Source organism: Streptomyces sp. NPDC054975 (assembly GCF_053609105.1).
Map to the genome: position 1 here is coordinate 1 of NZ_JBSGWV010000077.1, position 20,255 is coordinate 20,255.

The window sequence follows — 20,255 nt, forward strand, 5'->3', positions numbered from 1 at the left end:
CCGCCACCCCGTTCGGGGCGGCGGGCCGCTTCGTGGAGGGTCAGCCTTCGCAGTTGACCGGCGGGGTGCCCGTGCCGACCCGGCAGAAGTCGAAGCCGGGGCCGCCGTCGACGGTGCCGGCGTTGCTGCCGACCCGCAGGAAGTCGCTGCCGGTGTTGCCGCTCACCGTGGCACCGCTGGACACGAGGCCGTCGACGACGATGTAGTCGTTGCCGCCGAGCCCGTCGACCGAGTGGCCGGTGGGGACCGACGCGCAGCGGATGAAGTCGCTGCCGGGCGTGCCGGTCAGGTTGTCCGCGGTCCGGGGGAACCCGTTGACCGTGCAGGTCACCGCCTGGGCGGGGGAGCTGAGGGCGAGTGGGGCGACGATGAGGGAGGCGGCGCAGAGCGCTCGCGCTATGTGTCGGATCATGTCTTCGAGTTAACCCACGGTCATCGCAACATCGCAATTCGTCACCACCGGTCACTGCTCCGCCTGGATCAGCTCGCCTTGCGGACCGCCGCCACCGCCTTGCGCGCCGCGACCAGCACCGGGTCCCACACGGGCGAGAACGGCGGCGCGTACCCGAGGTCGAGCATCGTCATCTGCTCCACCGTCATCCCGGCCGTCAGCGCCACCGCCGCGATGTCCACCCGCTTGGCGGCCCCCTCGCGGCCCACGATCTGCACCCCGAGCAGCCGGCCCGTACGGCGCTCCGCGAGCATCTTCACCGCCATCGGCGCCGCGCCCGGGTAGTAGCCCGCCCGGCTGGTCGACTCGATCGTCACCGTCACGTACCGCAGGCCCACCTCCCGGGCCTCCTTCTCGCGCAGCCCCGTCCGGGCGATCTCCAGGTCGCACACCTTCGACACCGCCGTGCCCACCACCCCCGGGAACGTGGCGTAACCGCCGCCCACGTTCGCGCCGATGACCTGACCGTGCTTGTTGGCGTGCGTGCCGAGCGCGATGTGCCGCTCGCGGCCCGAGACCAGGTCGAGGACCTCCACGCAGTCACCGCCCGCCCAGATGTTCTGATGGCCCCGCACCCGCATCGCGAGGTCGGTGAGCAGGCCGCCGTACGTCCCCAGCGGCAGCCCGGCCGCCTCGGCGAGAGTCGTCTCCGGCGCCACGCCCATCCCCAGGACCACCACGTCCGCCGGGTACTCGGCGTCCTCCGTCGCCACCGCCCTGACCCGACCCTCCTCGCCCGTCAGGATCTTGGTGACCGGTGCGGAGCCGACCGTCGTGATCCCGAGGCCGTCCATCGCCTCGTGGACCAGGCGTCCCATGTCCGGGTCGAGCGTCGCCATCGGCTGCTCGCTCCGGTTGAGGACCGTCACCTCGTAGCCCCGCTTCAGCAGCGCCTCGGCCATCTCCACGCCGATGTACCCGGCGCCCACGACGACCGCCCGCCGGCCCTCCGTACGCGTCAGCGAGTCGAGCAGCGCCTGCCCGTCGTCCAGGGTCTGCACGCCGTGCACCCCCGGCGCGTCGATCCCCGGCAGCGGCGGCCGCATCGGCCGCGCCCCGGTCGCGATCACCAGCTTGTCGAAGCCCGTCCACGCCTCGGTCCCGGACTCCAGGTCCCGGGTGCGCACCCGCTGCCCGGGCACGTCGATCCCCACGACCTCCGTGCGCATCCGCAGGTCGATGTCCCGCGCCCGGTGCTCCCGCGGGGTCCGCGCGACCAGCTCGTCGCGCTCGTCGACGTCTCCGCCCACCCAGTACGGGATGCCGCAGGCCGAGTACGAGGTGAAGTGCCCGCGCTCGAAGGCGACGATCTCCAGCTCCTCGGGGCCCTTGAGCCTGCGTGCCTGCGACGCGGCGGACATGCCCGCCGCGTCGCCACCGATGACCACCAGTCGTTCGCTCATACGAACACGCTACGTCGGCGCGGCCGTTCGGGCGGTCAGTCCGTGGATACCCCGCGCTCCTCCGTCGCCGCGGAAACGCCCACGGGCCCGGCCGGACCGGCCGAGGCGGCCCGTGCCGCGCGGCGCGGGCGGAGCCACAGCCGCCACAGGAGGTAGCCGACGAGGGCCACCGCGAGCCACGGCGCCAGCGCCGCCAGGACGATCCCGACCCAGGCCAGCGACGCCACCAGTGCGTTCCAGCCGCCCGCGAGGGCGTCCAGGAAGCCCGGTCGGTCCTCGCTCTCCGCCGGCTTCGCCGTCTCCTTCTCGGTGAGTTCGAGGGTGATCGTCGCCATCGACGTACGGTCCTTCAGCGAGGCCTGCTGCGCGAGCAGCGACTCCAGGTCGGCCTGACGGCGACTCAGCTCGCCCTCCAGGGTGACCACGTCGCTGAGCTGTGTCGCCCGCTCCATCAGCTTGCGGACCCGGTCGACGCTCGCCCGCTGGGTCGCGATCCGGCTCTCCACGTCCACCACCTGCTCGGTGACGTCCTTGGCGTCCGCCTTCCGGGAGAGCAGCTTTCCGGTGCCCGCCAGCTCCCCCAGCACCGCGTCGTACGCGTCCTGCGGCACGCGCAGCACGACCCGCGAGGTCACGTGCGTGTCGTCGATCCGCTCGGTCGACTCGTTGGCGACATGACCGCCCGCGTCCTCGGTGACCCGCCGGGCGGTGGCCAGTGCCTTCGCCGCGTCCCCGACCTCGACGGCCAGCTCGGCGGTACGGATGACGTGCTGCTGCTGGGGCGCGGCGGCCGGCTTCTTCGCGCCCGGGGCCCCGTCGGCCGCCCCCTGGTCCGACTCGTACCCCCGGTCGGCGGCGCCCTCGGCCCCCTCTGCCGGCTTCGCCGCGCTCAGCCCTTTCTGCTCGGTACCGCTGTCGGACGCGCCGCCGGCGCAGCCCGTCAGTGCCAGCGAGACCGTCAGCAGCGTCACGGCCGCCCTTCGCGCTCCTCGCACGGGAACCCCCCTGAGGTGTGGTGAGTGATGCCGGTTCGACGTTCCGGGTGGCCTGGGGGGTTGCCCTCGGGCGGTCGCGAAGCGGTCACGTTCTGGCCTCGGAACGGGTTTGAGAGAGTGGAGCCATGAACGCGGACACCAGGGACAGCAGGGCACGGGCGCATGTGGTCGTCGTCGGGGGCGGAATCGCCGGTCTCGCGGCGGCCCACCGACTGGTCTCGGCCGGGCTCCGGGTGACGCTCCTCGAAGGCGGCGACCGGATCGGCGGCAAGCTGCTCGCCGGGGAGGTCGCCGGCGCCCCCGTGGATCTCGGCGCCGAGTCCCTTCTCGCCCGCCGCCCCGAGGCGATCGCGCTCGCCCGCGCCGTGGGACTGGGGGACCGGCTCCGGCCGCCCGCCACGACGACCGCGTCCGTCTGGAGCCGGGGCACGCTGCGCCCGATGCCCAAGGGGCACGTCATGGGCGTCCCCGGTGACGCGGCGGCCCTCGCCGAGCTGCTCTCCGCGGAGGGGCTGCGCCGGGTCGAGCGCGACCGTGAACTGCCTCCCGCCGAGATCGGCGAGGACATCGCCATCGGCGCGTACGTCGCCGAGCGGATGGGCCACGAGGTCGTCGACCGGCTCGTGGAGCCGCTGCTGGGCGGGGTGTACGCCGGTGACGCCTACCGCATCTCCCTGCGGGCCGCCGTGCCCGCGCTCTTCGCCGCCGCCCGCACCCACCCGACGCTCACCGACGCCGTCCACGCCGTCCAGCGGGCGGGCGCCGCGACCCCGTCCGACGTCGCGGGCGCCGCCACCGGACTCGGCGGCTCCGCCTTCGCGGGCATCGAGGGCGGCATCGGCACCCTCCCCGAGGCCGTCGCCACGGCGATCCGCGCGGCGGGCGGCGAGATCCTGACGCTCACGCCGGTGACCGGGCTGCGCCGGGTTCCCGGGCAGGGCCCCGCGGGCGGGGCCTCCGAGAGCGGCACGCGCTGGCGGGTCGTCGCCGGAGGCCGGGAGTTCCTCGCCGACGCCGTCGTCGTCGCCGCGCCCGCCTGGGCCGCCGCCGAGCTCCTCGCCGCCGAGGCGCCCGTCGCCGCCGACGAGCTCGGGACCGTCGAGTACGCCTCGATGGCGCTGGTCACCCTCGCCTTCCGGCGCCAGGACGTGCACGGGCTGCCCGGCTCCGGGTTCCTCGTGCCGCCCGTCGACGGGCACACCATCAAGGCGTCCACCTTCTCCAGCCAGAAGTGGCAGTGGGTCTCCGACGCGGCCCCCGACCTCTTCGTCCTGCGGACCTCCGTCGGCCGCTACGGCGAGGAGGAGCAGGTCCACCGCGACGACGCCGACCTCGTCGAGGCCTCTCTCAAGGACCTCGCCGCCGCCACCGGGCTCACCGCCCGGCCCGTCGCGACCACCGTGACGCGCTGGACCGACGGCCTCCCGCAGTATCCCGTGGGCCATCTCGCCCGGGTCGCCCGCGTCCGCGACGCCGTCGCCGAGGTCCCCGGACTGCGCCTCGCCGGGGCCGTGTACGAGGGCGTCGGCATCCCCGCCTGCATCGCCTCCGGCCATCGCGCGGCCGACGCGATCGTGGCGGAGATCGGGGACGAGATCATCGCCACGTCGGAAACCACCCACCCTGGTGCAGGGCACTGTCCGTGACGGGCGAGAATAGGCGTATGAGTGCGCCCGAAAAGATCCCGAACGCCGGTAAGAAGGCGAAGGACCTCAACGAGGTCATCCGCTACACCCTGTGGTCCGTGTTCAAGCTGCGCGACAACCTGCCCGAGGACCGCGCCGGCTACGCCGACGAGGTCCAGGAGCTGTTCGACCAGCTCGCCGCCAAGGACATCACCGTCCGCGGCACGTACGACCTCTCCGGCCTGCGCGCCGACGCGGACGTCATGATCTGGTGGCACGCCGAGACGAGCGACGAGCTCCAGGGGGCGTACAACCTCTTCCGCCGCACCAAGCTGGGCCGCGCTCTGGAGCCGGTCTGGTCGAACATGGCGCTGCACCGCCCCGCCGAGTTCAACAAGTCGCACATCCCGGCCTTCCTGGCCGACGAGACGCCCCGCGACTACGTGTCCGTCTACCCCTTCGTGCGCTCCTACGACTGGTACCTGCTGCCGGACGAGGACCGTCGGAGGATGCTCGCGGACCACGGCAAGATGGCCCGCGGCTTCCCGGACGTCCGTGCCAACACGGTCGCCTCGTTCTCGCTCGGCGACTACGAGTGGCTCCTCGCCTTCGAGGCCGACGAGCTGCACCGCATCGTCGATCTCATGCGCCACCTGCGCGCGTCCGAGGCGCGGATGCACGTCCGCGAGGAGGTCCCCTTCTACACCGGCCGCCGCCGTTCCGTGGCGGACCTGGTGGCGGGCCTGGCCTGACGGCCGCCCTACCGACTCGGTGACGGACCGGCGACCAGCCGGGCCGTCATCCCTCGACCCGGAAGATCAGACGGCGGACGGATGTCCGACCGCCGCTCCAGCGACACCGGGTCCGGCTCCGGGTGCGGCGCGCACGACGCGCGCCGCACCGGCGTCCTTCCGGGGGTCTGCGGCAGTACGGCGCTGCCTGGCACGGCTCCCGTCAGCAGGTAGCTCTCCAGGTACCCGTTGACGCAGGTGTTCGCGCCGCCCCCGATGCCGTGCGTCCCGGCGTCCCGCTCGGTCACCAGGGCCGACCCCGCCAGCCTGCGCTGGAGCTCCAGGGCCCCCTCGTACGGCGTGGCCGCGTCCCGCTCGGCGGCCAGGATCAGCACCGGTGGGAGCACCCCGGGACCGGTCCGCACGTCCAGCGGCTTCTGGCGGGGCGCCTTCCAGTACGCGCAGGGCAGGTTGGACCAGACGTTGTCCCAGGTCTCGAACGGGGCGATCGCCGCCAGCCGGGTGTTGTCCTGGTCCCAGACGGCGAAGTCCTCCGGCCACGGCGCGTCGTTGCACTCCACCGCCGAGTAGACGGCCGCCGCGTTGCCCGTGTCCTCCGTGATCTCCTCGCTCGGCGCCGCCTGTGCGATCAGCGGCTTCGCGTCGCCCTTCAGGTAGCGGGCGAGCGCCGTGGCCCGCAGCGGCCAGTAGCCGTCGTGGTACGCGGCCTGGAGCATCGCCCGGTGCAGCTGGTCCGGGCCGACGCGGCCGCCGGCCGGCTTCGCCGCGAGTTCGGCGCGGACCTTCTCGTAACTCTCCTGCACCTGCTGGGCCGTGGAGCCGAGGCCGTACACCGAGTGGTGCTTGGCGGCCCAGGTGCGGAAGTCGGCCCAGCGGCGCTCGAACGCCCGTGACTGGTCGAGGTTGTTGAGGTACCAGATCTTCTCGGGCGCGGGGTGGACGGGCGCGTCGAAGACCATCCTGCGCACCCGGTGCGGGAAGAGCGTGGCGTACAGCGCGCCGAAGTACGTGCCGTAGGAGGCGCCCATGTACGTCAGCCTCGGCTCGCCGAGCGCGGCGCGCAGCACCTCCAGGTCACGGGCGTTGTTGAGCGAGTGGTAGTGCCGCAGCGCCGTGCCGGTGCGGGTCGCGCAGCCCTGGGCGTACGTCTTCGCGCGGGCGATCCGCTCCCGCTTGAAGACCTCGGAGGGCTGGGTGGGCGCCGCGGTCGGGCCGGTGGCGCGGTCGGCGGGGTCCTGGCAGGAGACGGGGGCGGAGCGGCCCACGCCGCGCGGGGCGTAGCCGACGAGGTCGTACGCGGCGGCGATCCGCTTCCAGGCGGGAAGTCCGGCGACCAGGGGGAAGTACGTCGACGACGCGCCGGGGCCGCCCGGGTTGTAGAGGAGGGCGCCCTGACGGTCGGCGGCCGGGCCGGAGGCCTTGATCCGGCTGACGGTGAGCGGGATGCGGGTGCCGTCGGGGTCCGCGTAGTCGAGGGGGACCAGGAGGGTGCCGCACTGCACGGACGACGGCAGCTTCTCGTACGCCGGGCAGCCGCCGAAGTGGATGCCTTCGGCGGCCGCGCGACGGGCGGCGAGCAGGGTGCCGCCCGTCTCGGCGGGCGGGGCGTCCCGTGCGGGCAGGGCGGTGGGGGAGGACAGCAGCGAGGACAGCAGCAGCGACCCGACGGTTCCGGTCAGCGCGAGGGCTTTCACGGCAGGATCGTTGGAGCGGAGGGGCGCGGTGTAAAGGACCGTCGGGGCGTGTCGGCGGAAATGACCCGGTCAGCCGCTGGAACTGGAGCTTCCGCAGCTGGAACCGCTGCTGCTGGAGCAGGAACTGCCGCCACCACTGGACCCGCTGGAGCAGGAACTGCCGCCCCCGCCGGAGCAGGAACTGCCGCCGCTCGACCCGCTGGATCCTCCCGAGCAGGCGCCGGCCGAACATCCGCCTCCGAAGCCGGAGTCCGTCCCGCCGCCTGCGCCGGGGGAGCCTGAAGCACCGCCGCACGGGCCTGCGTTGCCGGGTGTCCCCGCGCACCAGTGCAGGGTCGCGAGCACGGCGGCGTCCGTCGTGGAGGAGGAGGTGCTGGTCGTGCGGGTGCCGGACACACGGGTGCCGGACGGACGGGTGACCGCGGGCATCCGGGCGGCCGTGATCAGCTGGGCGCGCAGCTCCGCGTCGGGTACGGCACGCAGTCCGCGCAGCGCGACCTGGTGCCCGGTGTCGGGTTCGTAGACGTGGTCCCGGTGGTACGCGGCGGCTGCCCGCCGGCCTGCGCGGTTGGTGCGGTTCGCGTTGTAGGACCCGCACAGGAGGGCCGTGATGAGGCCCGCGAAGAGGACGGGACCCACCTTGAAGAGCAACGGCAGCTCGAACGGGGCCCGTTCGACGCCCACACTCAGGGCGAGCGAGAGCACGAGCAGCCCGAGGCACCCCAGTCCGAGGGTGAGGCACTCGCGCCGGCCGGCGCGGCGGATCTCGGGGTCCACCATCAGGCCGCGGGCCGCGAGGCCGTCGCCGATCTCCTGGACGGCGGGGCTGCGCATCACGGCCAGGCGCAGATCGTGCAGGGCCCCGTGGGGCGCGGCGGCGAGCTCCTGGAGGACGGCCCGTTCGACGTGGCTGCGGGGGGCGGCCCCGGGGCGCGGGACGACGATGCCGGGGCCGCCGACCGCGATCCGGCCGTCGGACTGCAGGGCGGCGAGCGCGGCGTCGACGACGCGGGGCGGGCCCCCGAGGAGGAACGCGGCCTCGAAGAGGTCGTGGACAAAACCCCCGCGGTCCGCGCGGGCGGCACGGAGGCGGGAGATGAGCAGGGCGGAGCCGGTGATCACGGCGGCCCAGACGAGCAGGGCGAACAGGTTCATGGGGGCGTCACCTCCGTACGAGTGCGGTGCGGGCGGCGCGGGCCGCGCGGACGAGTCGGCCGGCCGGGCCGGGCGGGCGGGTTCCGGCGCGCTCCTGCCACCAGCGGGTGAGCCGGCGCCGGGCGTCCGGGTCCTCGGGGAGTCCGGCGACCAGCAGGTGCGCGACGAAGTCGAGGGCGTCGCGGCGGTACCCGCCGGACATCCGGCGGGTCCGGGCGTACGCGCGGAACGCGGGACGGTAGCCCTCGCCGAGGATCTCGGGCAGCTCGGGCGCGATCTTGGCGATCACGTCGGTCCGCTTCCCGACGAGGGCCCGGCTCTGCACCCCGATCCGCCGTGAGTCGAACCCCTCGGGCACGGGCGTCCCGGCGACGAGCGCGGACAACAACGCGGCCTGCGCCACGGCCACCCGCTCCCGTGCGGCTCCTCCGGAGCGGGGACGGACCCCGACGGGTTCTCGCGGCGCGACCGTCGTGTGCCCGGAACGCGGCATCGGGCCGCCCGAGACCCGGGCGCCCGCGCCGATCAGCAGGGAGTCGTCGACGCGCGCTCCCGCGTCGACGACGCCGTGCCCGCCGCCCCCGGCGGCGGTCCGGGTCGGCGGGCTCAGGCGTCCCCTGATCGTCGCCAGTTCCGAGGCGAGTTCCTCCGTCGGCGGGAAGTTGTCGTCCCGTTCCAGCAGGACGCCCGGCGGGGAGACGCGGGAGGCCAGGTCCGACAGGATGTCCAGGACCGGCTCCGGGACCGGGTGGGCGTGGGTGTCGTGCCAGACGCCGTCGCGGGCGAGGCCGCCTGCCACGTGGACGTAGGCGATCGCCTCGACCGGCAGTTCGGCGAGGGCCTTCGACGGGGACTCGCCCCGGTTGACGTGGTTCGTGTGCAGGTTGGCGACGTCGATCAGGAGCCGTACCCCCGTACGCTCCACCAGCTCCGCGAGGAACTGGCCCTCCGTCAGCTCCTCGCCCGGCCAGGCGATCAGCGCCGCGATGTTCTCCAGGGCCAGCGGCACGGGCAGCGCGTCCTGGGCGATCCGTACGTTCTCGCAGAGCACGTCCAGGGCGTCCCAGGTGCGCGGCACGGGCAGCAGGTGACCCGCTTCGAGGGTCGGGGTCGCCGTCAGGGCGCCCCCGGCCCGGACGAAGGCGATGTGCTCCGACACCAGCGGCGCCCCGAGCGCGGTCGCCGTCGCCGCCAGGTCCGCGAGCCGTCCCGCGTCCGGCCGGTCGGCGCCGCCGAGGCCCAGGGACACCCCGTGCGGGACGACCGTGACCCCCCGCTCGCGCAGCCGCGTCAGCGAGTCCGGCAGGTGGCCCGTGCACACGTTCTCCGCGACGACCTCCACCCAGTCGACGCCCGGCAGCGCCTCCACCGCCCCCGCGATCTCCGGCCGCCACCCGATACCAACGCCGAGTTTCGTCATGTCCCCCTCCTTCGGTCCCTCACCTGATGGCCCCGCGGGATCCGTTCGAATCCCGACAGGGGGACGTTCAGAGGTTGATTTGAGGTTCCGGCGACGCAGGGGCGCCCGGGACGCGGTGCTACGGCATCGAGTGCGGTGTCACGATCCCCGCCTCCGGCACCGGACGCGACGTGAACGACTGGTCGGTCCCCGTCGGCCGCACCGGCGAGGGCGAGAGGGGCGACGGAACGACCGGCGGCCCGGTCGGCGGCGCCGTCTTCCGCCCCGCCGCCTCGTTCGCCAGCGCGTCGAAGTCGACCATCCCGGTCGCCTCCAGCATCGTGATGTGGTCGAGCACCGTCTGGTTCGCGTCACTCGCCAGCTGCCGGATCAGTGAGTTGCGCGTGGTGTGCCGGACCTCGGCGATCAGCGCGAACACCTTGCCGTGCGCGCTGCGCAGCAGGTTCGCGAACTTCCGCTCGTACTCCTCCCCGCTCGCCGCCGTCAGCTCCCGCAGCCATCCCTGCTGCTGCTCGGTCGGCTGGTTCGGCAGCTCCACGCCCAGCTTCGCCGCCACGGACCGGGCCCGCCGGTCCAGGTCGGTGTGGCCGACCACGAGATGGTCGCCGCACTCCACGACCGCCCGGCTCGGCGCGCGCTCGATGGCCTGCTGGCCGGCGGGCAGCTCCCACAGTCCGGCCAGCCGTACCTTCACCAGGAAGTCCCGGTCCGTGGCGGACAGCGGCCCCCACTGCGTGGGCACGCTCGAAGCATTCAGCTGGGCCTGACCGGTTCCCGAGCGGTCGGCGTAGGACCAGACCGGGAAGGCGAGCGCACCGACCGTGGCGACGAGCGCCGCGATGATGAGGGCCGTGCCGTTGACGCGTAGCGACAAGGTGTCTCCCGTACGTTCTCTTCGGTGCCGGTGTGGGTCACCGGTGTGGGTCACCGCAGACTGAACCGCCAACCAGGCGGTCGTTCAACCCGCTTGGCGTTATCGGGAGATACGTGCGACAGGGCGGCCGTGTTCAGTCACCGAGCGACCGGCCGCCGCGGAACACGAGCAGACACGAACCGGGCGCGATCACCCCTGTCCGAGGCGGACGTGGGAACCGAAGCGGTCACTGCCCTCGGAGACGAAGGTGGGGCCGGGGGCGATCTCGGTGAAGCCCGCGTCGCGGACCACCGGGAGGCCGCTCGCCGTCAGCTTCGCCCAGTGGTCAGGGGTGGCCGGGCGCACGGCCAGGGGGAAGCCGGCCTCGCGCCAGGCCTTGCGGTCCGTCTGCGACAACTCCCACCACAGCAGCTGCGCCGCGTGCCCCGCCTGAGCCATCGTCTTGCCCGCGGACATGTCCAGGTGCGGGTTGAGCCAGAGCATCGCCGCCCCGGGGACGGGCGCACCGGGGGCCTCCGGATCCTCCAGGTCCGTGCCGGACACCTGGAGCTTCGCCAGCTCCTTGGGCCAGCCGTCCAGCGGGATCGGCGGGAACACCCGCACCTCCGCCGACCCACCCGTCACCGAGATCCCCGGGAGCGCCTCCGCGCGCCGCCACTCCGCGCCGCGCGCCCGGCGCACGACCTTGCGGATCCGGGCGTCCTGCCAGTCCGTCATCGCCTGCGCCCATTCCCCGTCGCCCGAGGAGCGCTCGTCGGCGAGGATCTCCAGGACCGCGCGTGCGGCGGTCTCCAGCGCGTCGGTCCGCGCCGGGGGCTCGGCCCGTTCGATCCGTACGACGAGGGGCAGGACGAACTGGGGCTTCTCGTCGCGGACATCGGCGCGGATCTGGGTCTCGTTGCTGCTCACCTGGCAAGTCTGCCACTGCTCGCACAGGTGTTTCTTGTCGGATTGACCGGTTCCGCGTAAGGATGCCTCTCATGAAGAGTGATCTTTTTTCCGGTGAACACCTTGCCGAGGCCGCCGCGTTCCCGGGCATGAGCCTGCAGAACGCCAAGTGCGTGAAGTACGTCGTCAACGGAGAGATGCACGCCCGCCAGGGGTCGATGATCGCCTTCCGCGGCGACCTCCAGTTCGAGCGCAAGGGCCAGGGCATCGGCGGCATGCTCAAGCGCGCCGTGACGGGTGAGGGTCTCGCGCTGATGGCCGTCCGCGGCCAGGGCGAGGCCTGGTTCGCGCAGGAGGCGCAGAACTGTTTCATCGTCGAGATGGAGCCGAACGACGCGCTCACGGTCAACGGCCGCAACGTGCTCTGCTTCGATGCCACCCTCTCGTACGAGATCAAGACGGTGAAGGGCGCCGGGATGACCGGCGGCGGTCTCTTCAACAGCGTCTTCACCGGTCACGGCAAGATAGCCCTGGCCTGCGAGGGCACCCCGATCGTCATCCCGGTCACCCCGCAGGCCCCGGTCTTCGTCGACACCGACGCCGTCGTCGGCTGGAGCGAGCAGCTGCAGACCTCGCTCCACCGCTCGCAGTCCGTCGGTTCGATGATCCGCGGCGGCTCCGGCGAGGCGGTCCAGCTCCGTCTCGACGGCCAGGGCTTCGTCATCGTCCGGCCGAGCGAGGCCACCCCGCAGAAGGCGTCGTCCCACTGAACCTGGAGCGGGTGGGGCGCCGTTACGGCCGGCGCGGTCCGTGGGTGCTGCGCGGCGCCGACCTCGTCCTGCCCCCCGGCGCCCTCCTCCGGATCGCGGGCAAGAACGGCAGCGGCAAGTCGACGCTGCTGCGGGTCGTGGCGGGCATCGACGCGCCGTCGGAGGGCCGGATCGTGGGCCGGCCGCCGCGCACGGCGTACGTCCCGGAACGCTTTCCGGTCGCCCTGCCGTTCACCGCGACCGGCTACCTCAGGCACCTCGGACGCGTCCAGGGCCTCGGCAGGGCCGAGGCCGGCGCGCGGGCCCGGGAGTGGCTGGAGCGCTTCGGCGCGGACGCCTTCGCGGACGCCCCGCTCGCCGAACTCTCCAAGGGCAGCAGCCAGAAGGTCGCCGTCGCCCAGGCCCTGCTCGCGGACCCGGAACTGCTCGTCCTGGACGAGGCGTGGACCGGCCTGGACACCGTCGCGCGGCACGAACTCGACCGCGCGGTCCGCGAACGGGTCGCGGCCGGAGGCACGGTCGTCTTCGTCGACCACGACCCGCGCAGGCTGGCGGGGGAGGCCGACGCCGCGTACGCGGTGGAGGCGGGCGGGGTACGGGCGGTCCGCCCGAGCCCGCGTTCCGGACCGGCCGGGGATCCGCCGCCCCGCGCGCGGATCGTGGCGTCCGGCGGGCGGCCGCTCCCCGAGGGGCTGCCGGGCTCACCCTCGTACGAGCCCGGGCCCGACCCCACGACGGCGGTGTACGCGGTCGACGCGGCGCACTCCGACGCGCTGCTCCGGGAGCTGCTCGACGCCGCCTGGCACATCCACGAGCTGAACACCGAGGGCGCCCGGACATGACGACCGCACTGCTGCGCTACCAGACCGACCTGCTGCTGCGCTCCCAGCGCTGGCTCGCACCGCTCCTCCTCCACGCGGTCCTCCTGGCCATCGGCGTGCGCGCCGGGGAGCCCGTGCTCGGCGCCCTCGGCTACGCGGCCGCCACCCTCCTACCCGTCACCGCCTGGGTGGTACGGATCTGCCTCGGCCAGGAACCCGCCGCCGCCCGGAACGTCGTGTCCGCCGCGGCCGGGCGGCAGCGCGCGCACGTGGCGGCGGTCCTGGCCGCCGTCGCCTGCGCGGCCCCGCTCGGCGCCGTCGCCGTGCTCGGCGTGACCGCGGTCGGCGACCTGCGCGGCGTCGACCCCGTCGCGGCCGTGGCCTCGGGGCTCCTCGCCACCACAACCTGCGTCCTGACGGGCGCCGCCGTGGGCACCCTCACCACCCGGCCGCTCCTGCGCTCCCGGGGCTGGTCCCTCGCGGCCCTGGTGCTCGGCTCGCTCCTCGCCCTCGTGACGAGCGGTTCCCCGGCGAAGTACGCCGTGACGGGCCTGGTCACCGGCGCCCGTACCGCCACGGTCACGATGCCGTGGGCCGCCCTCCTGGGCGCCCTGGCCCTCGCCGCCGTCGCCGTGGCGGTCAGCGTCAGAGCCACCGCCTGGCGGGAGTGAGCACGAGTTTCTAGGGGGTGGCCGCACGCTGCCCGGAACTCGTCCCCGCCATCAGCTCCGACACCTTCACGAAGCGATAGCCCCTGGCCCTCAGCTCGGGCACGATCTTCCGGATCGCCTGCTCCGTGACGGGCGCGGCGCTGCGCGTGCAGTGCATGACGACGAGGGAGCCGGGCTTCACGCCGTCGAGGACCTGTCGGGCGACCGCGTCGCCGTCCTTGGCGAAGGCGTCGCCGCTGACCACGTCCCACTGCACCGCCGTGACCTTCGCGGGCGCGAGTGCGCGCAGGGCCTGGTCGTCGTAGCAGCCGCCGGGGAACCGGAAGTAGGGCACGACATTGCGCGCCCCCGCCTTCCGGAACGCGTCGAAGGCCCGCCGCACGTCGGCGGCCATGTCCTGCTTCTCGACCGTCGGCAGGCCGTAGCAGGGCGAGGCGAAGGCGTAGTGGCTGTACGAGTGGTTGGCGATCTCGAAGCGGGGGTCGGTGCCGATGGAACGGGCCTGGTCCGGGTACTCCTCGGCCCACCGGCCGGTCATGAAGACGGTCGAGTCGACCTTCAGCCGCCGCAGGGTCTCGATCAGCGCCGGATTGTCGAAACGCTCGCCGCTCGCGGCCCGACGCCCCTGGTCGGCCGTCATGTCGGCGTCGAAGGTGAGCGCGACGACCTTGTCGCCGCCCTTGCGCGCGCGCTCGAACACCGGAGTGAGCCCACCCGGCCCCGGGGCCATGGTCGGCGGCCCCTTGCGCGCGACGTCGGGGCCGGGCGCGGCACTCGCGCTGGCCTCGGCGCCCGGGGTGGGGCGCGACGGCTGGGCGGACGGGCCGTCAGGTGTCGTGTCGGCCGCGCCCCCGCCGCAGCCGACAAGTACGGCACCCAGAAGAGCAAGTGCCGACAACTTTCGTACAGAAATGGTCACTCACGGAAACTAGCCGATCAGGTGGCGAGCAACCGCTTCCGGCACTCCGCCACGTCGAAGTCACCGGGCGGGTACTGCGGCTCCAGGGCGGAGAGGTGTTCCAGGAGGAGCTTGCTGATCGCCCAGTTGCGGTACCACTTGCGGTCGGCAGGGACCAGGTACCAGGGGGACTCCTCCGTCGAGCAGCGTTCGAGGGCGAGGGCGTACGCCTGCTGGTACGCGGGCCACAGCGCCCGCTCCTCGATGTCGCCCGCATTGAACTTCCAGTGCTTGTCCGGGTTGTCCAGGCGCTCCAGGAGCCGGGTGCGCTGCTCTTCGTACGAGATGTGGAGGAAGACCTTGACGATCGTCACGCCGTCCTCGACCAGCGACTCCTCCCAGCGGTTGATCTGGCCGTAGCGGCGGCCGATGTCACGGTGGGGGACCAGTTCGCGGACGCGGGCGATGAGGACGTCCTCGTAGTGCGAGCGGTCGAAGATGCCGATCTCGCCGGGCACCGGCAGGGCCCGGGAGATCCGCCAGAGAAACGGGTGGCTGCGCTCCTCGGCCGTGGGGGCCTTGAAGGCGCGGATCCGGCAGCCGGAGGGGTTGAAGTAGCCGATCACGTGCTTGACCGTGCCGCCCTTGCCGCTGGTGTCCATGCCCTGGAGGACGAGCAGCAGCCGGCGGCGGTCGCCGGCCGTGCTCGCCGCGTACAGGCGCTCCTGGAGGTCGGCGAGGTCAGGGCCGAGCAGCTCCGTCGCCTTGACCCCGTCCATCTTGGTCGCCGGCCCTGCCGGGATCGCCGAGGCGGAGTACGTGGACAGGTCGACCGGCTTGCCGACGGGCAGGCGCAGCACGTCCCGGAGGGCCGGCTCCTTCGGCTCCTGGGGCCCGTCCTTCCGCCGGCCGTCCTTCTCCTGCTCCGGCCCCTGCCGCTTCTTCTCCTGCTGCCTCTGCCTGTCCTCTTTGTGCTGCCTCTGCTGCTTCTCCTGCTTCTGCTTGTCCTTCTTCGCCACCTCGCGACCCTTCCCGTCCGCCCCGCGCCTTCCCCCGATCCTGCGACGGAAGGCGCGGCTTCGCGACCGGGCGCCGGGCGGCTACGTCACCGCCACGGCCCCCGCACGGCGAACGTCGTCCCGGGCGTATAGCAGTTGACGTACATGGTCGTCCCGTCCGGGGAGAACGTCACGCCCGCGAACTCGCCCCACTCCGGGGCCTGTGGCGTGCCGATGTTCTGCGCCCCGCGGGCCACCGCGTACACCTCGCCCTTCCGGGTCAGCCCGTACACGTGCTGCGCCCCGTCGCCGTCCTCGCAGACCATCAGGCCGCCGCTCGGGGCGAGGCAGATGTTGTCCGGCGACTCGCCGGGCAGCTGGATGTCGGTGCTCGGGCCGAAGACGACGACAAGGGTCAGGCGGCGGCGGTGCGGCTCGTACCTCCACACCTGGCCGAAGTGGGTCGCACCCGAGCCGTCGGCGGTCCGGGCGAAGGACGAGACGAAGTAGACCGACCGGCCGCCCCAGTAGCAGCCCTCCAGCTTCTGCGCGTGCGTGATGCCGCGCGGCCCGAAGTCCTGGAGCCTGATGGGGGTCTCGGCCGCCTGCGGGTCCGGTACGGGAACCCACTCGACGCCCTCGAAGCTCGCCCCGGTCTCCTGGACCACCGAGAGGTCGGGCACGCCCGGCACCCGCATCGCCTCCAAGGCCCCGCCCGCGCGCAGCGAACCGTGGCCGCCCAGGGGCTTCTCGGGCAGGAAGCGGTAGAAGAGCCCGAACGGCTTCTGGAACGCGTCCTCCGTCTCGTACACGATCCCGCTGCGCGGGTCGACGGCGATCGCCTCGTGCTGGAAGCGGCCCATGGCCGTGAGCGGTACGGCTCCGGTGCGGTGGGGATCGGCGCCGTCGACCTCGAAGATGAAGCCGTGGTCCTTCTCGTAGCCGTTGGTCCCCGCTCGGTCCTCGGTTTCCTCACAGGTGAGCCACGTGCCCCACGGGGTCGGCCCGCCCGCGCAGTTGACGGCGGTGCCGGCGATGGCGACGCGCTCGCCGAGGACCTCGCCCCGGCCGTCCAGGGTGAGCGCCGTACAGCCGCCCTTGGCGGCCGGGTCGTACGTCAGGCCCTCGACCGTCGGGACGCCGATTCTGCCGGTGGCGCGGTTCTCGTGGTTGCGGACCAGGTGGACGCGTCCCCGGCGGCCGGCGAAGGCGCCCATGCCGTCGAAGTTGCTGGGGACGCGGCCCTCGCCGGAGCGCAGGGGGTCCCCCTCGCGGGAGAGGACCGTGTAGCGGAAGCCCTTGGGGAGGTCGAGGAGGCCGGCGGGGTCGGGGAGGAGAGGGCCGTAGCCGGCGTGGCCCCGGGCGGCGGCCGTACCGGCGAAGAGCTCGCCGAGGGCGCCCGAGAAGGCGATACCGGCGACGGACGCGCCGGTGCGGGAGAGGATCTGACGTCGTGTCGCGGACATGCGGAGGCAACCCACTTCTGTTGGCGGACAGAGAGGTGTGACGTGTGACCCGCACGTGTGTATCACGCAGTCTGGTGACACGTGAACCCATGCGGGTCACACGGCCTCACTCGGCTTCAGGGTCCGTACGGATCAGACCAGTTCGGCGGTGAGGGTGATCGTCGTGCCCGTGAGCGCCTGGCTGACCGGACAGTTCTTCTTGGCGTCCTCGGCCAGGGCGAGGAAGGTGTCCTTGTCCACGCCCGGCACCTCGCCGCGCACGGTGATGTGGCTGCCCGTGATGCCCTTGCCCGGCACGAAGGTGACGTCGGCCTTGGTCTCCAGGCGGGTCGGCGGGGTCTCGTTCTTGGCCAGGACGTTGGAGAAGGCCATCGAGAAGCACGACGAGTGCGCGGCGGCGATCAGCTCCTCCGGGCTGGTCCTGCCGTTCGCCGCCTCGTCGGTGCGGGCCGGCCAGGAGACGTCGTACGTGCCGAGGCCGGAGGAGTCGAAGGAGACGACGCCCTTGCCCTTGAGGAGGTCGCCCTCCCAGACGGTGTGGGCGGTACGGGTTGCGGCCATGGTGTATCCCTTTCGATCGGGTATGGCCTCCAACCTACTGCTCGACCAAGCCCTTCGCGTCCCGCGCCAGCGCGGTGAGCCGGGAGATCGCCCGGAAGTACTTCTTGCGGTACCCGCCCTTCAGCATCTCCTCACTGAACAGCTGGTCGAAGGGGAGTCCGGAGGCCAGCACCGGGACCTCCCGGTCGTACAGCCGGTCCGCGAGGACGACGAGCCGCAGCGCCGTCGACTGGTCCGGGACCGCGGTGACGTCCGTGAGACAGACCGCCGACAGGTCGTCGGTGAGCGCGCCGTACCGGCTGGGGTGGACCTTGGCCAGGTGGTCGAGCAGACGGGGGAAGTCGTCGAGCGAGGCGCCGGGGGTGGCGTACGCCGCCTTCGTCACCTGTTCGTCGGAGTACGGGGCGGGGGCCTCGGGCAGCCCGCGGTGGCGGTAGTCCTCGCCGTCGATCCGCAGCGGACGGAAGTGGGCGGAGAGGCCCTGGATCTCGCGGAGGAAGTCGGCGGCGGCGAAGCGGCCCTCGCCCAGCTTGCCCGGCAGCGTGTTGGAGGTGGCGGCGAGCGCCACGCCCGACTCGACCAGCCGGCTGAGGAGGGAGGAGACGAGGACGGTGTCGCCCGGGTCGTCCAGTTCGAACTCGTCGATGCAGAGCAGCCGGTGTCCGCTCAGGGTCCGCACGGTCTGCTGGAAGCCGAGCGCGCCGACCAGGTTCGTCAGCTCCACGAAGGTGCCGAAGGCCTTGAGCCCCGGCTCGGCGGGCGTCGCGTGCCAGAGGGAGGCCAGCAGGTGGGTCTTGCCGACGCCGTAACCGCCGTCGAGGTAGACACCGCGCGGGCCGCTGGGGGCGGCGGGCTTCTTCGCGAACCAGCGGCTGAGGGCCGGCCGCTTGCCGGCGCCGGAGGCGTGGGCGCCGCCGAGCCCCTCGGCGAAGGAGCTCAGGACCTTGACCGCGTCGGTCTGGCTGGGCTGGTTCGGGTCCGGGATGTAGGTGTCGAAGCGCACCGAGTCGAAGCGCGGCGGCGGGACCATCTCCGCGACGAGGCGGTCGGCGGGGACATGGGGCTCCCGGGCGCACAGGGAGGCCGGAGCCGCTTCGGTGGAAGCCGCTTCGGTCATGGCGCGGGGGGCGTGGGAGGCACGGGTCGACACAGTTCCCCACTCTAAGCGCCGTGTCAGACTGCGAGGATGCGACGCCTGTTCCCTGTGACGGACATGACAGCCATCGACGCCCCGGGCCGGGAGGAGGCCGGGCGGGATGCCACCGGAAGTGACGCCGTCGGCGGTGGTTCCGGCGGCGGTGAACTCGCTGGTGGTTCCGGCGGCGGTGAATTCGCTGGTGGTGCGGCCTCCGGCGCCGTCGACCCTGACGTTCTGCGGGACCGGGAGTGGTCCCTCGGTGAGCTCGCCGATGCCTACGCGTACCCGGATCTCGGCTCCGGCGAGAGCTGGCTGCGGGCCAACATGGTCTCCTCGCTCGACGGCGCCGGGCAGCACGACGGCCGCTCGCAGCCGCTCTCCTCGGACGGCGACATGCGGATCTTCGGCACCTTGCGCGGCCTCGCCGACGTGATCGTCGTCGGCGCGCAGACCGTGCGCCAGGAGGGGTACCGCCCGGCACGCGCGCGTGAGGCCTTCGCGGCCCGCCGGGCCGCCGCCGGGCAGGGGCCCGCGCCGGTGATCGCCGTGGCCAGCGCCTCCCTCGACCTCGACTTCACGCTGCCGCTCTTCACCGAGCCCCTGGTCCCGACCCTCCTCCTGACCGGCGCCGCCGCGCCCGCCGACCGCGTGGCGGAGGCCCGGGCGGCCGGGGCGGAGGTGGTGATCGCGGGCGACGGGCCCGGCGTCGAGCCGGCCCGCGCCGTGGCGGCGCTCGCCGAGCGGGGGCTCCGGCGGCAGCTGACCGAGGGCGGTCCGCGGCTGCTGGGGCAGTTCGTGGCGGCCGGGGTGCTCGACGAGCTGTGCCTGACGGTCTCCCCGACGATGACGGCGGGCGGCGCGCAGCGCATCGCCGGAGGGCCGTCGGTGGCCGTCCCGCACCGGTTCGCCCTGGCGTCGGTGCTGGAGGAGGCCGGCTTCCTTTTCACCCGCTACCGTCGGATCTGACACGAAGCGGAATTTGTCGTTCCGGTTAGCTTCCGCTGGGCACACTTACCCCCGTAGACCCCGTGCGGGCACGGGGAAGGATGGTTTCCGCAGAAGGGCTCCTGAGGTGTTCACAAGCGTTCTGATGATCGAGAAGCCCCTCACGTCCGTCGACGTGGAATTCGTCACCACCCTGCACGGCGACGAGGACGTGTCCTTCATCGTGCTGATGCAGCCCCGTGGTGACCAGGCCGATGTACTGCTGCGCGCCATCGACGACGTCGCCATGGGCGAACTGAAGGAAGCGGCCCGCGAGGGAGAGGAACCGGAGGGCAAGGCGGCCCGTGTCCCGGCCGAGCAGGCCCTGGAGTACTCGCTCCAGGGGCTTCGGAACGCGGGCTGCGAGGCGGTCGGACAAGTGGTCGAGGACCACCCCCTGGACAAGATGAAGGCCGTGGTCGACGAGTCCGGTGCCGACGAGGTCATCGTCCTGACGGCGCCGCACTACGTGGAGGAGTTCTTCCACCGGGACTGGGCGTCCCGGGCCCGTCACAAGGTCGGCGTACCGGTCCTGAAGCTGTTCGCGCACAGTGAGGCGGAGAGCGCCTAGGGTCTTTCGTTTGGATCAGGCCGGTTCAGGGAGCGGGGTCTGGTGCCGTGGATCGCAAGGCGGAGGAGGGCGCCATGGCGGAGCCATGGCAACCGACGACAACGCGGCGAGGCGCGGTGC

General features: G+C 73.1%; 20 protein-coding genes. 7 read left to right on the top strand and 13 right to left on the bottom strand.

Annotation, left to right across the window (positions count from 1 at the left end; all coding sequences use genetic code 11):
• Window positions 1-40: 40 nt before the first annotated feature.
• From ACWF79_RS33320 to ACWF79_RS33330, 3 genes are all read right to left on the bottom strand, one after another.
• The gene (locus ACWF79_RS33320; protein ID WP_453731928.1) at window positions 41-412 is read right to left on the bottom strand and encodes a hypothetical protein; all 372 of its coding nucleotides are present in this window, start codon (window positions 410-412) and stop codon (window positions 41-43) included.
• 68 nt (window positions 413-480) lie between these two features.
• Entirely contained in the window at window positions 481-1,854 is a 1,374-nt protein-coding gene (locus ACWF79_RS33325; RefSeq protein ID WP_453731929.1) for an FAD-dependent oxidoreductase, read from the bottom strand.
• Between the two features lie 35 nt (window positions 1,855-1,889).
• Entirely contained in the window at window positions 1,890-2,825 is a 936-nt protein-coding gene (locus tag ACWF79_RS33330) for a DUF4349 domain-containing protein (protein ID WP_453731930.1), read from the bottom strand.
• 149 nt (window positions 2,826-2,974) lie between these two features.
• On the opposite strand from ACWF79_RS33330, the gene hemG reads away from it, so the two are divergent.
• Both hemG and hemQ read left to right on the top strand, forming a co-directional pair.
• Window positions 2,975-4,495 (top strand): protoporphyrinogen oxidase, encoded by a 1,521-nt coding sequence (gene hemG, locus ACWF79_RS33335; RefSeq protein WP_453731931.1) that lies wholly within the window; start codon window positions 2,975-2,977, stop codon window positions 4,493-4,495.
• A 17-nt stretch (window positions 4,496-4,512) separates the two neighbouring features.
• The gene (hemQ, locus tag ACWF79_RS33340; RefSeq protein ID WP_453731932.1) at window positions 4,513-5,226 is read left to right on the top strand and encodes a hydrogen peroxide-dependent heme synthase; all 714 of its coding nucleotides are present in this window, start codon (window positions 4,513-4,515) and stop codon (window positions 5,224-5,226) included.
• 8 nt (window positions 5,227-5,234) lie between these two features.
• On the opposite strand, the gene ACWF79_RS33345 is transcribed toward hemQ, so the two are convergent.
• The 5 genes from ACWF79_RS33345 to ACWF79_RS33365 form a co-directional block, all read right to left on the bottom strand.
• Window positions 5,235-6,920 carry an alpha/beta hydrolase gene (locus ACWF79_RS33345; protein WP_453731933.1) on the bottom strand — a complete coding sequence of 562 codons (1,686 nt, stop codon included), beginning with the start codon at window positions 6,918-6,920 and terminating at the stop codon, window positions 5,235-5,237.
• Between the two features lie 69 nt (window positions 6,921-6,989).
• Window positions 6,990-8,075 carry a TIGR04222 domain-containing membrane protein gene (locus tag ACWF79_RS33350; RefSeq protein ID WP_453731934.1) on the bottom strand — a complete coding sequence of 362 codons (1,086 nt, stop codon included), beginning with the start codon at window positions 8,073-8,075 and terminating at the stop codon, window positions 6,990-6,992.
• Window positions 8,076-8,082: 7 nt separating this feature from the next.
• Entirely contained in the window at window positions 8,083-9,495 is a 1,413-nt protein-coding gene (locus tag ACWF79_RS33355; protein WP_453731935.1) for a DUF692 domain-containing protein, read from the bottom strand.
• Between the two features lie 118 nt (window positions 9,496-9,613).
• Window positions 9,614-10,369 (bottom strand): DUF4142 domain-containing protein, encoded by a 756-nt coding sequence (locus tag ACWF79_RS33360; RefSeq protein WP_453731936.1) that lies wholly within the window; start codon window positions 10,367-10,369, stop codon window positions 9,614-9,616.
• A 189-nt stretch (window positions 10,370-10,558) separates the two neighbouring features.
• A complete protein-coding gene (locus ACWF79_RS33365; protein ID WP_453731937.1) occupies window positions 10,559-11,278 on the bottom strand; it encodes a peptidyl-tRNA hydrolase in 720 nt (239 codons plus the stop codon).
• Window positions 11,279-11,349: 71 nt separating this feature from the next.
• Here ACWF79_RS33365 and ACWF79_RS33370 point away from each other — a divergent pair, with 71 nt between their 5' ends.
• The 3 genes from ACWF79_RS33370 to ACWF79_RS33380 are packed head-to-tail and all read left to right on the top strand — an operon-like array spanning window position 11,350 to window position 13,519.
• Window positions 11,350-12,027, top strand: coding sequence for an AIM24 family protein (locus ACWF79_RS33370; protein WP_453731938.1), 678 nt, complete (start codon window positions 11,350-11,352; stop codon window positions 12,025-12,027).
• Window positions 12,024-12,869 carry an ATP-binding cassette domain-containing protein gene (locus tag ACWF79_RS33375; protein WP_453731945.1) on the top strand — a complete coding sequence of 282 codons (846 nt, stop codon included), beginning with the start codon at window positions 12,024-12,026 and terminating at the stop codon, window positions 12,867-12,869. Before ACWF79_RS33370 ends, ACWF79_RS33375 begins: the two co-directional genes overlap by 4 nt.
• Complete coding sequence (locus ACWF79_RS33380; protein ID WP_453731939.1) at window positions 12,866-13,519, top strand: ABC transporter; 654 nt, start codon at window positions 12,866-12,868, stop codon at window positions 13,517-13,519. The genes ACWF79_RS33375 and ACWF79_RS33380 overlap by 4 nt, the downstream gene beginning before the upstream one ends.
• A 10-nt stretch (window positions 13,520-13,529) precedes the next feature.
• Here ACWF79_RS33380 and ACWF79_RS33385 read toward each other — a convergent pair whose 3' ends face one another.
• From ACWF79_RS33385 to zapE, 5 genes are all read right to left on the bottom strand, one after another.
• Window positions 13,530-14,417: a polysaccharide deacetylase family protein gene (locus tag ACWF79_RS33385; RefSeq protein ID WP_453731940.1), complete on the bottom strand. Its 888-nt coding sequence runs from the start codon at window positions 14,415-14,417 to the stop codon at window positions 13,530-13,532.
• Window positions 14,418-14,455: 38 nt separating this feature from the next.
• The gene (locus ACWF79_RS33390) at window positions 14,456-15,277 is read right to left on the bottom strand and encodes a PPK2 family polyphosphate kinase (protein WP_453731946.1); all 822 of its coding nucleotides are present in this window, start codon (window positions 15,275-15,277) and stop codon (window positions 14,456-14,458) included.
• Window positions 15,278-15,522: 245 nt separating this feature from the next.
• Window positions 15,523-16,881, bottom strand: a complete 1,359-nt coding sequence (locus ACWF79_RS33395) for an alkaline phosphatase PhoX (protein ID WP_453731941.1) — start codon at window positions 16,879-16,881, stop codon at window positions 15,523-15,525.
• A 132-nt stretch (window positions 16,882-17,013) separates the two neighbouring features.
• Window positions 17,014-17,442 carry an OsmC family protein gene (locus ACWF79_RS33400; protein WP_453731942.1) on the bottom strand — a complete coding sequence of 143 codons (429 nt, stop codon included), beginning with the start codon at window positions 17,440-17,442 and terminating at the stop codon, window positions 17,014-17,016.
• 34 nt (window positions 17,443-17,476) lie between these two features.
• Entirely contained in the window at window positions 17,477-18,559 is a 1,083-nt protein-coding gene (gene zapE, locus ACWF79_RS33405) for a cell division protein ZapE (protein WP_453731947.1), read from the bottom strand.
• 69 nt (window positions 18,560-18,628) lie between these two features.
• On the opposite strand from zapE, the gene ACWF79_RS33410 reads away from it, so the two are divergent.
• Both ACWF79_RS33410 and ACWF79_RS33415 read left to right on the top strand, forming a co-directional pair.
• A complete protein-coding gene (locus tag ACWF79_RS33410) occupies window positions 18,629-19,546 on the top strand; it encodes a pyrimidine reductase family protein (RefSeq protein ID WP_453731943.1) in 918 nt (305 codons plus the stop codon).
• A 106-nt stretch (window positions 19,547-19,652) separates the two neighbouring features.
• The gene (locus ACWF79_RS33415; protein WP_453731944.1) at window positions 19,653-20,135 is read left to right on the top strand and encodes an indole-3-glycerol phosphate synthase; all 483 of its coding nucleotides are present in this window, start codon (window positions 19,653-19,655) and stop codon (window positions 20,133-20,135) included.
• Window positions 20,136-20,255: the final 120 nt, after the last annotated feature.

Coding starts and splice junctions, on each gene's coding strand:
- ACWF79_RS33320 (WP_453731928.1), bottom strand. CDS start 412: ATGATCCGACACATAGCGCGAGCGCTCTGCGCCGCCTCCCTCATCGTC.
- ACWF79_RS33325 (WP_453731929.1), bottom strand. CDS start 1,854: ATGAGCGAACGACTGGTGGTCATCGGTGGCGACGCGGCGGGCATGTCC.
- hemG (WP_453731931.1), top strand. CDS start 2,975: ATGAACGCGGACACCAGGGACAGCAGGGCACGGGCGCATGTGGTCGTC.
- hemQ (WP_453731932.1), top strand. CDS start 4,513: ATGAGTGCGCCCGAAAAGATCCCGAACGCCGGTAAGAAGGCGAAGGAC.
- ACWF79_RS33350 (WP_453731934.1), bottom strand. CDS start 8,075: ATGAACCTGTTCGCCCTGCTCGTCTGGGCCGCCGTGATCACCGGCTCC.
- ACWF79_RS33355 (WP_453731935.1), bottom strand. CDS start 9,495: ATGACGAAACTCGGCGTTGGTATCGGGTGGCGGCCGGAGATCGCGGGG.
- ACWF79_RS33370 (WP_453731938.1), top strand. CDS start 11,350: ATGAAGAGTGATCTTTTTTCCGGTGAACACCTTGCCGAGGCCGCCGCG.
- ACWF79_RS33380 (WP_453731939.1), top strand. CDS start 12,866: ATGACGACCGCACTGCTGCGCTACCAGACCGACCTGCTGCTGCGCTCC.
- ACWF79_RS33395 (WP_453731941.1), bottom strand. CDS start 16,881: ATGTCCGCGACACGACGTCAGATCCTCTCCCGCACCGGCGCGTCCGTC.
- ACWF79_RS33400 (WP_453731942.1), bottom strand. CDS start 17,442: ATGGCCGCAACCCGTACCGCCCACACCGTCTGGGAGGGCGACCTCCTC.
- zapE (WP_453731947.1), bottom strand. CDS start 18,559: ATGACCGAAGCGGCTTCCACCGAAGCGGCTCCGGCCTCCCTGTGCGCC.
- ACWF79_RS33410 (WP_453731943.1), top strand. CDS start 18,629: ATGCGACGCCTGTTCCCTGTGACGGACATGACAGCCATCGACGCCCCG.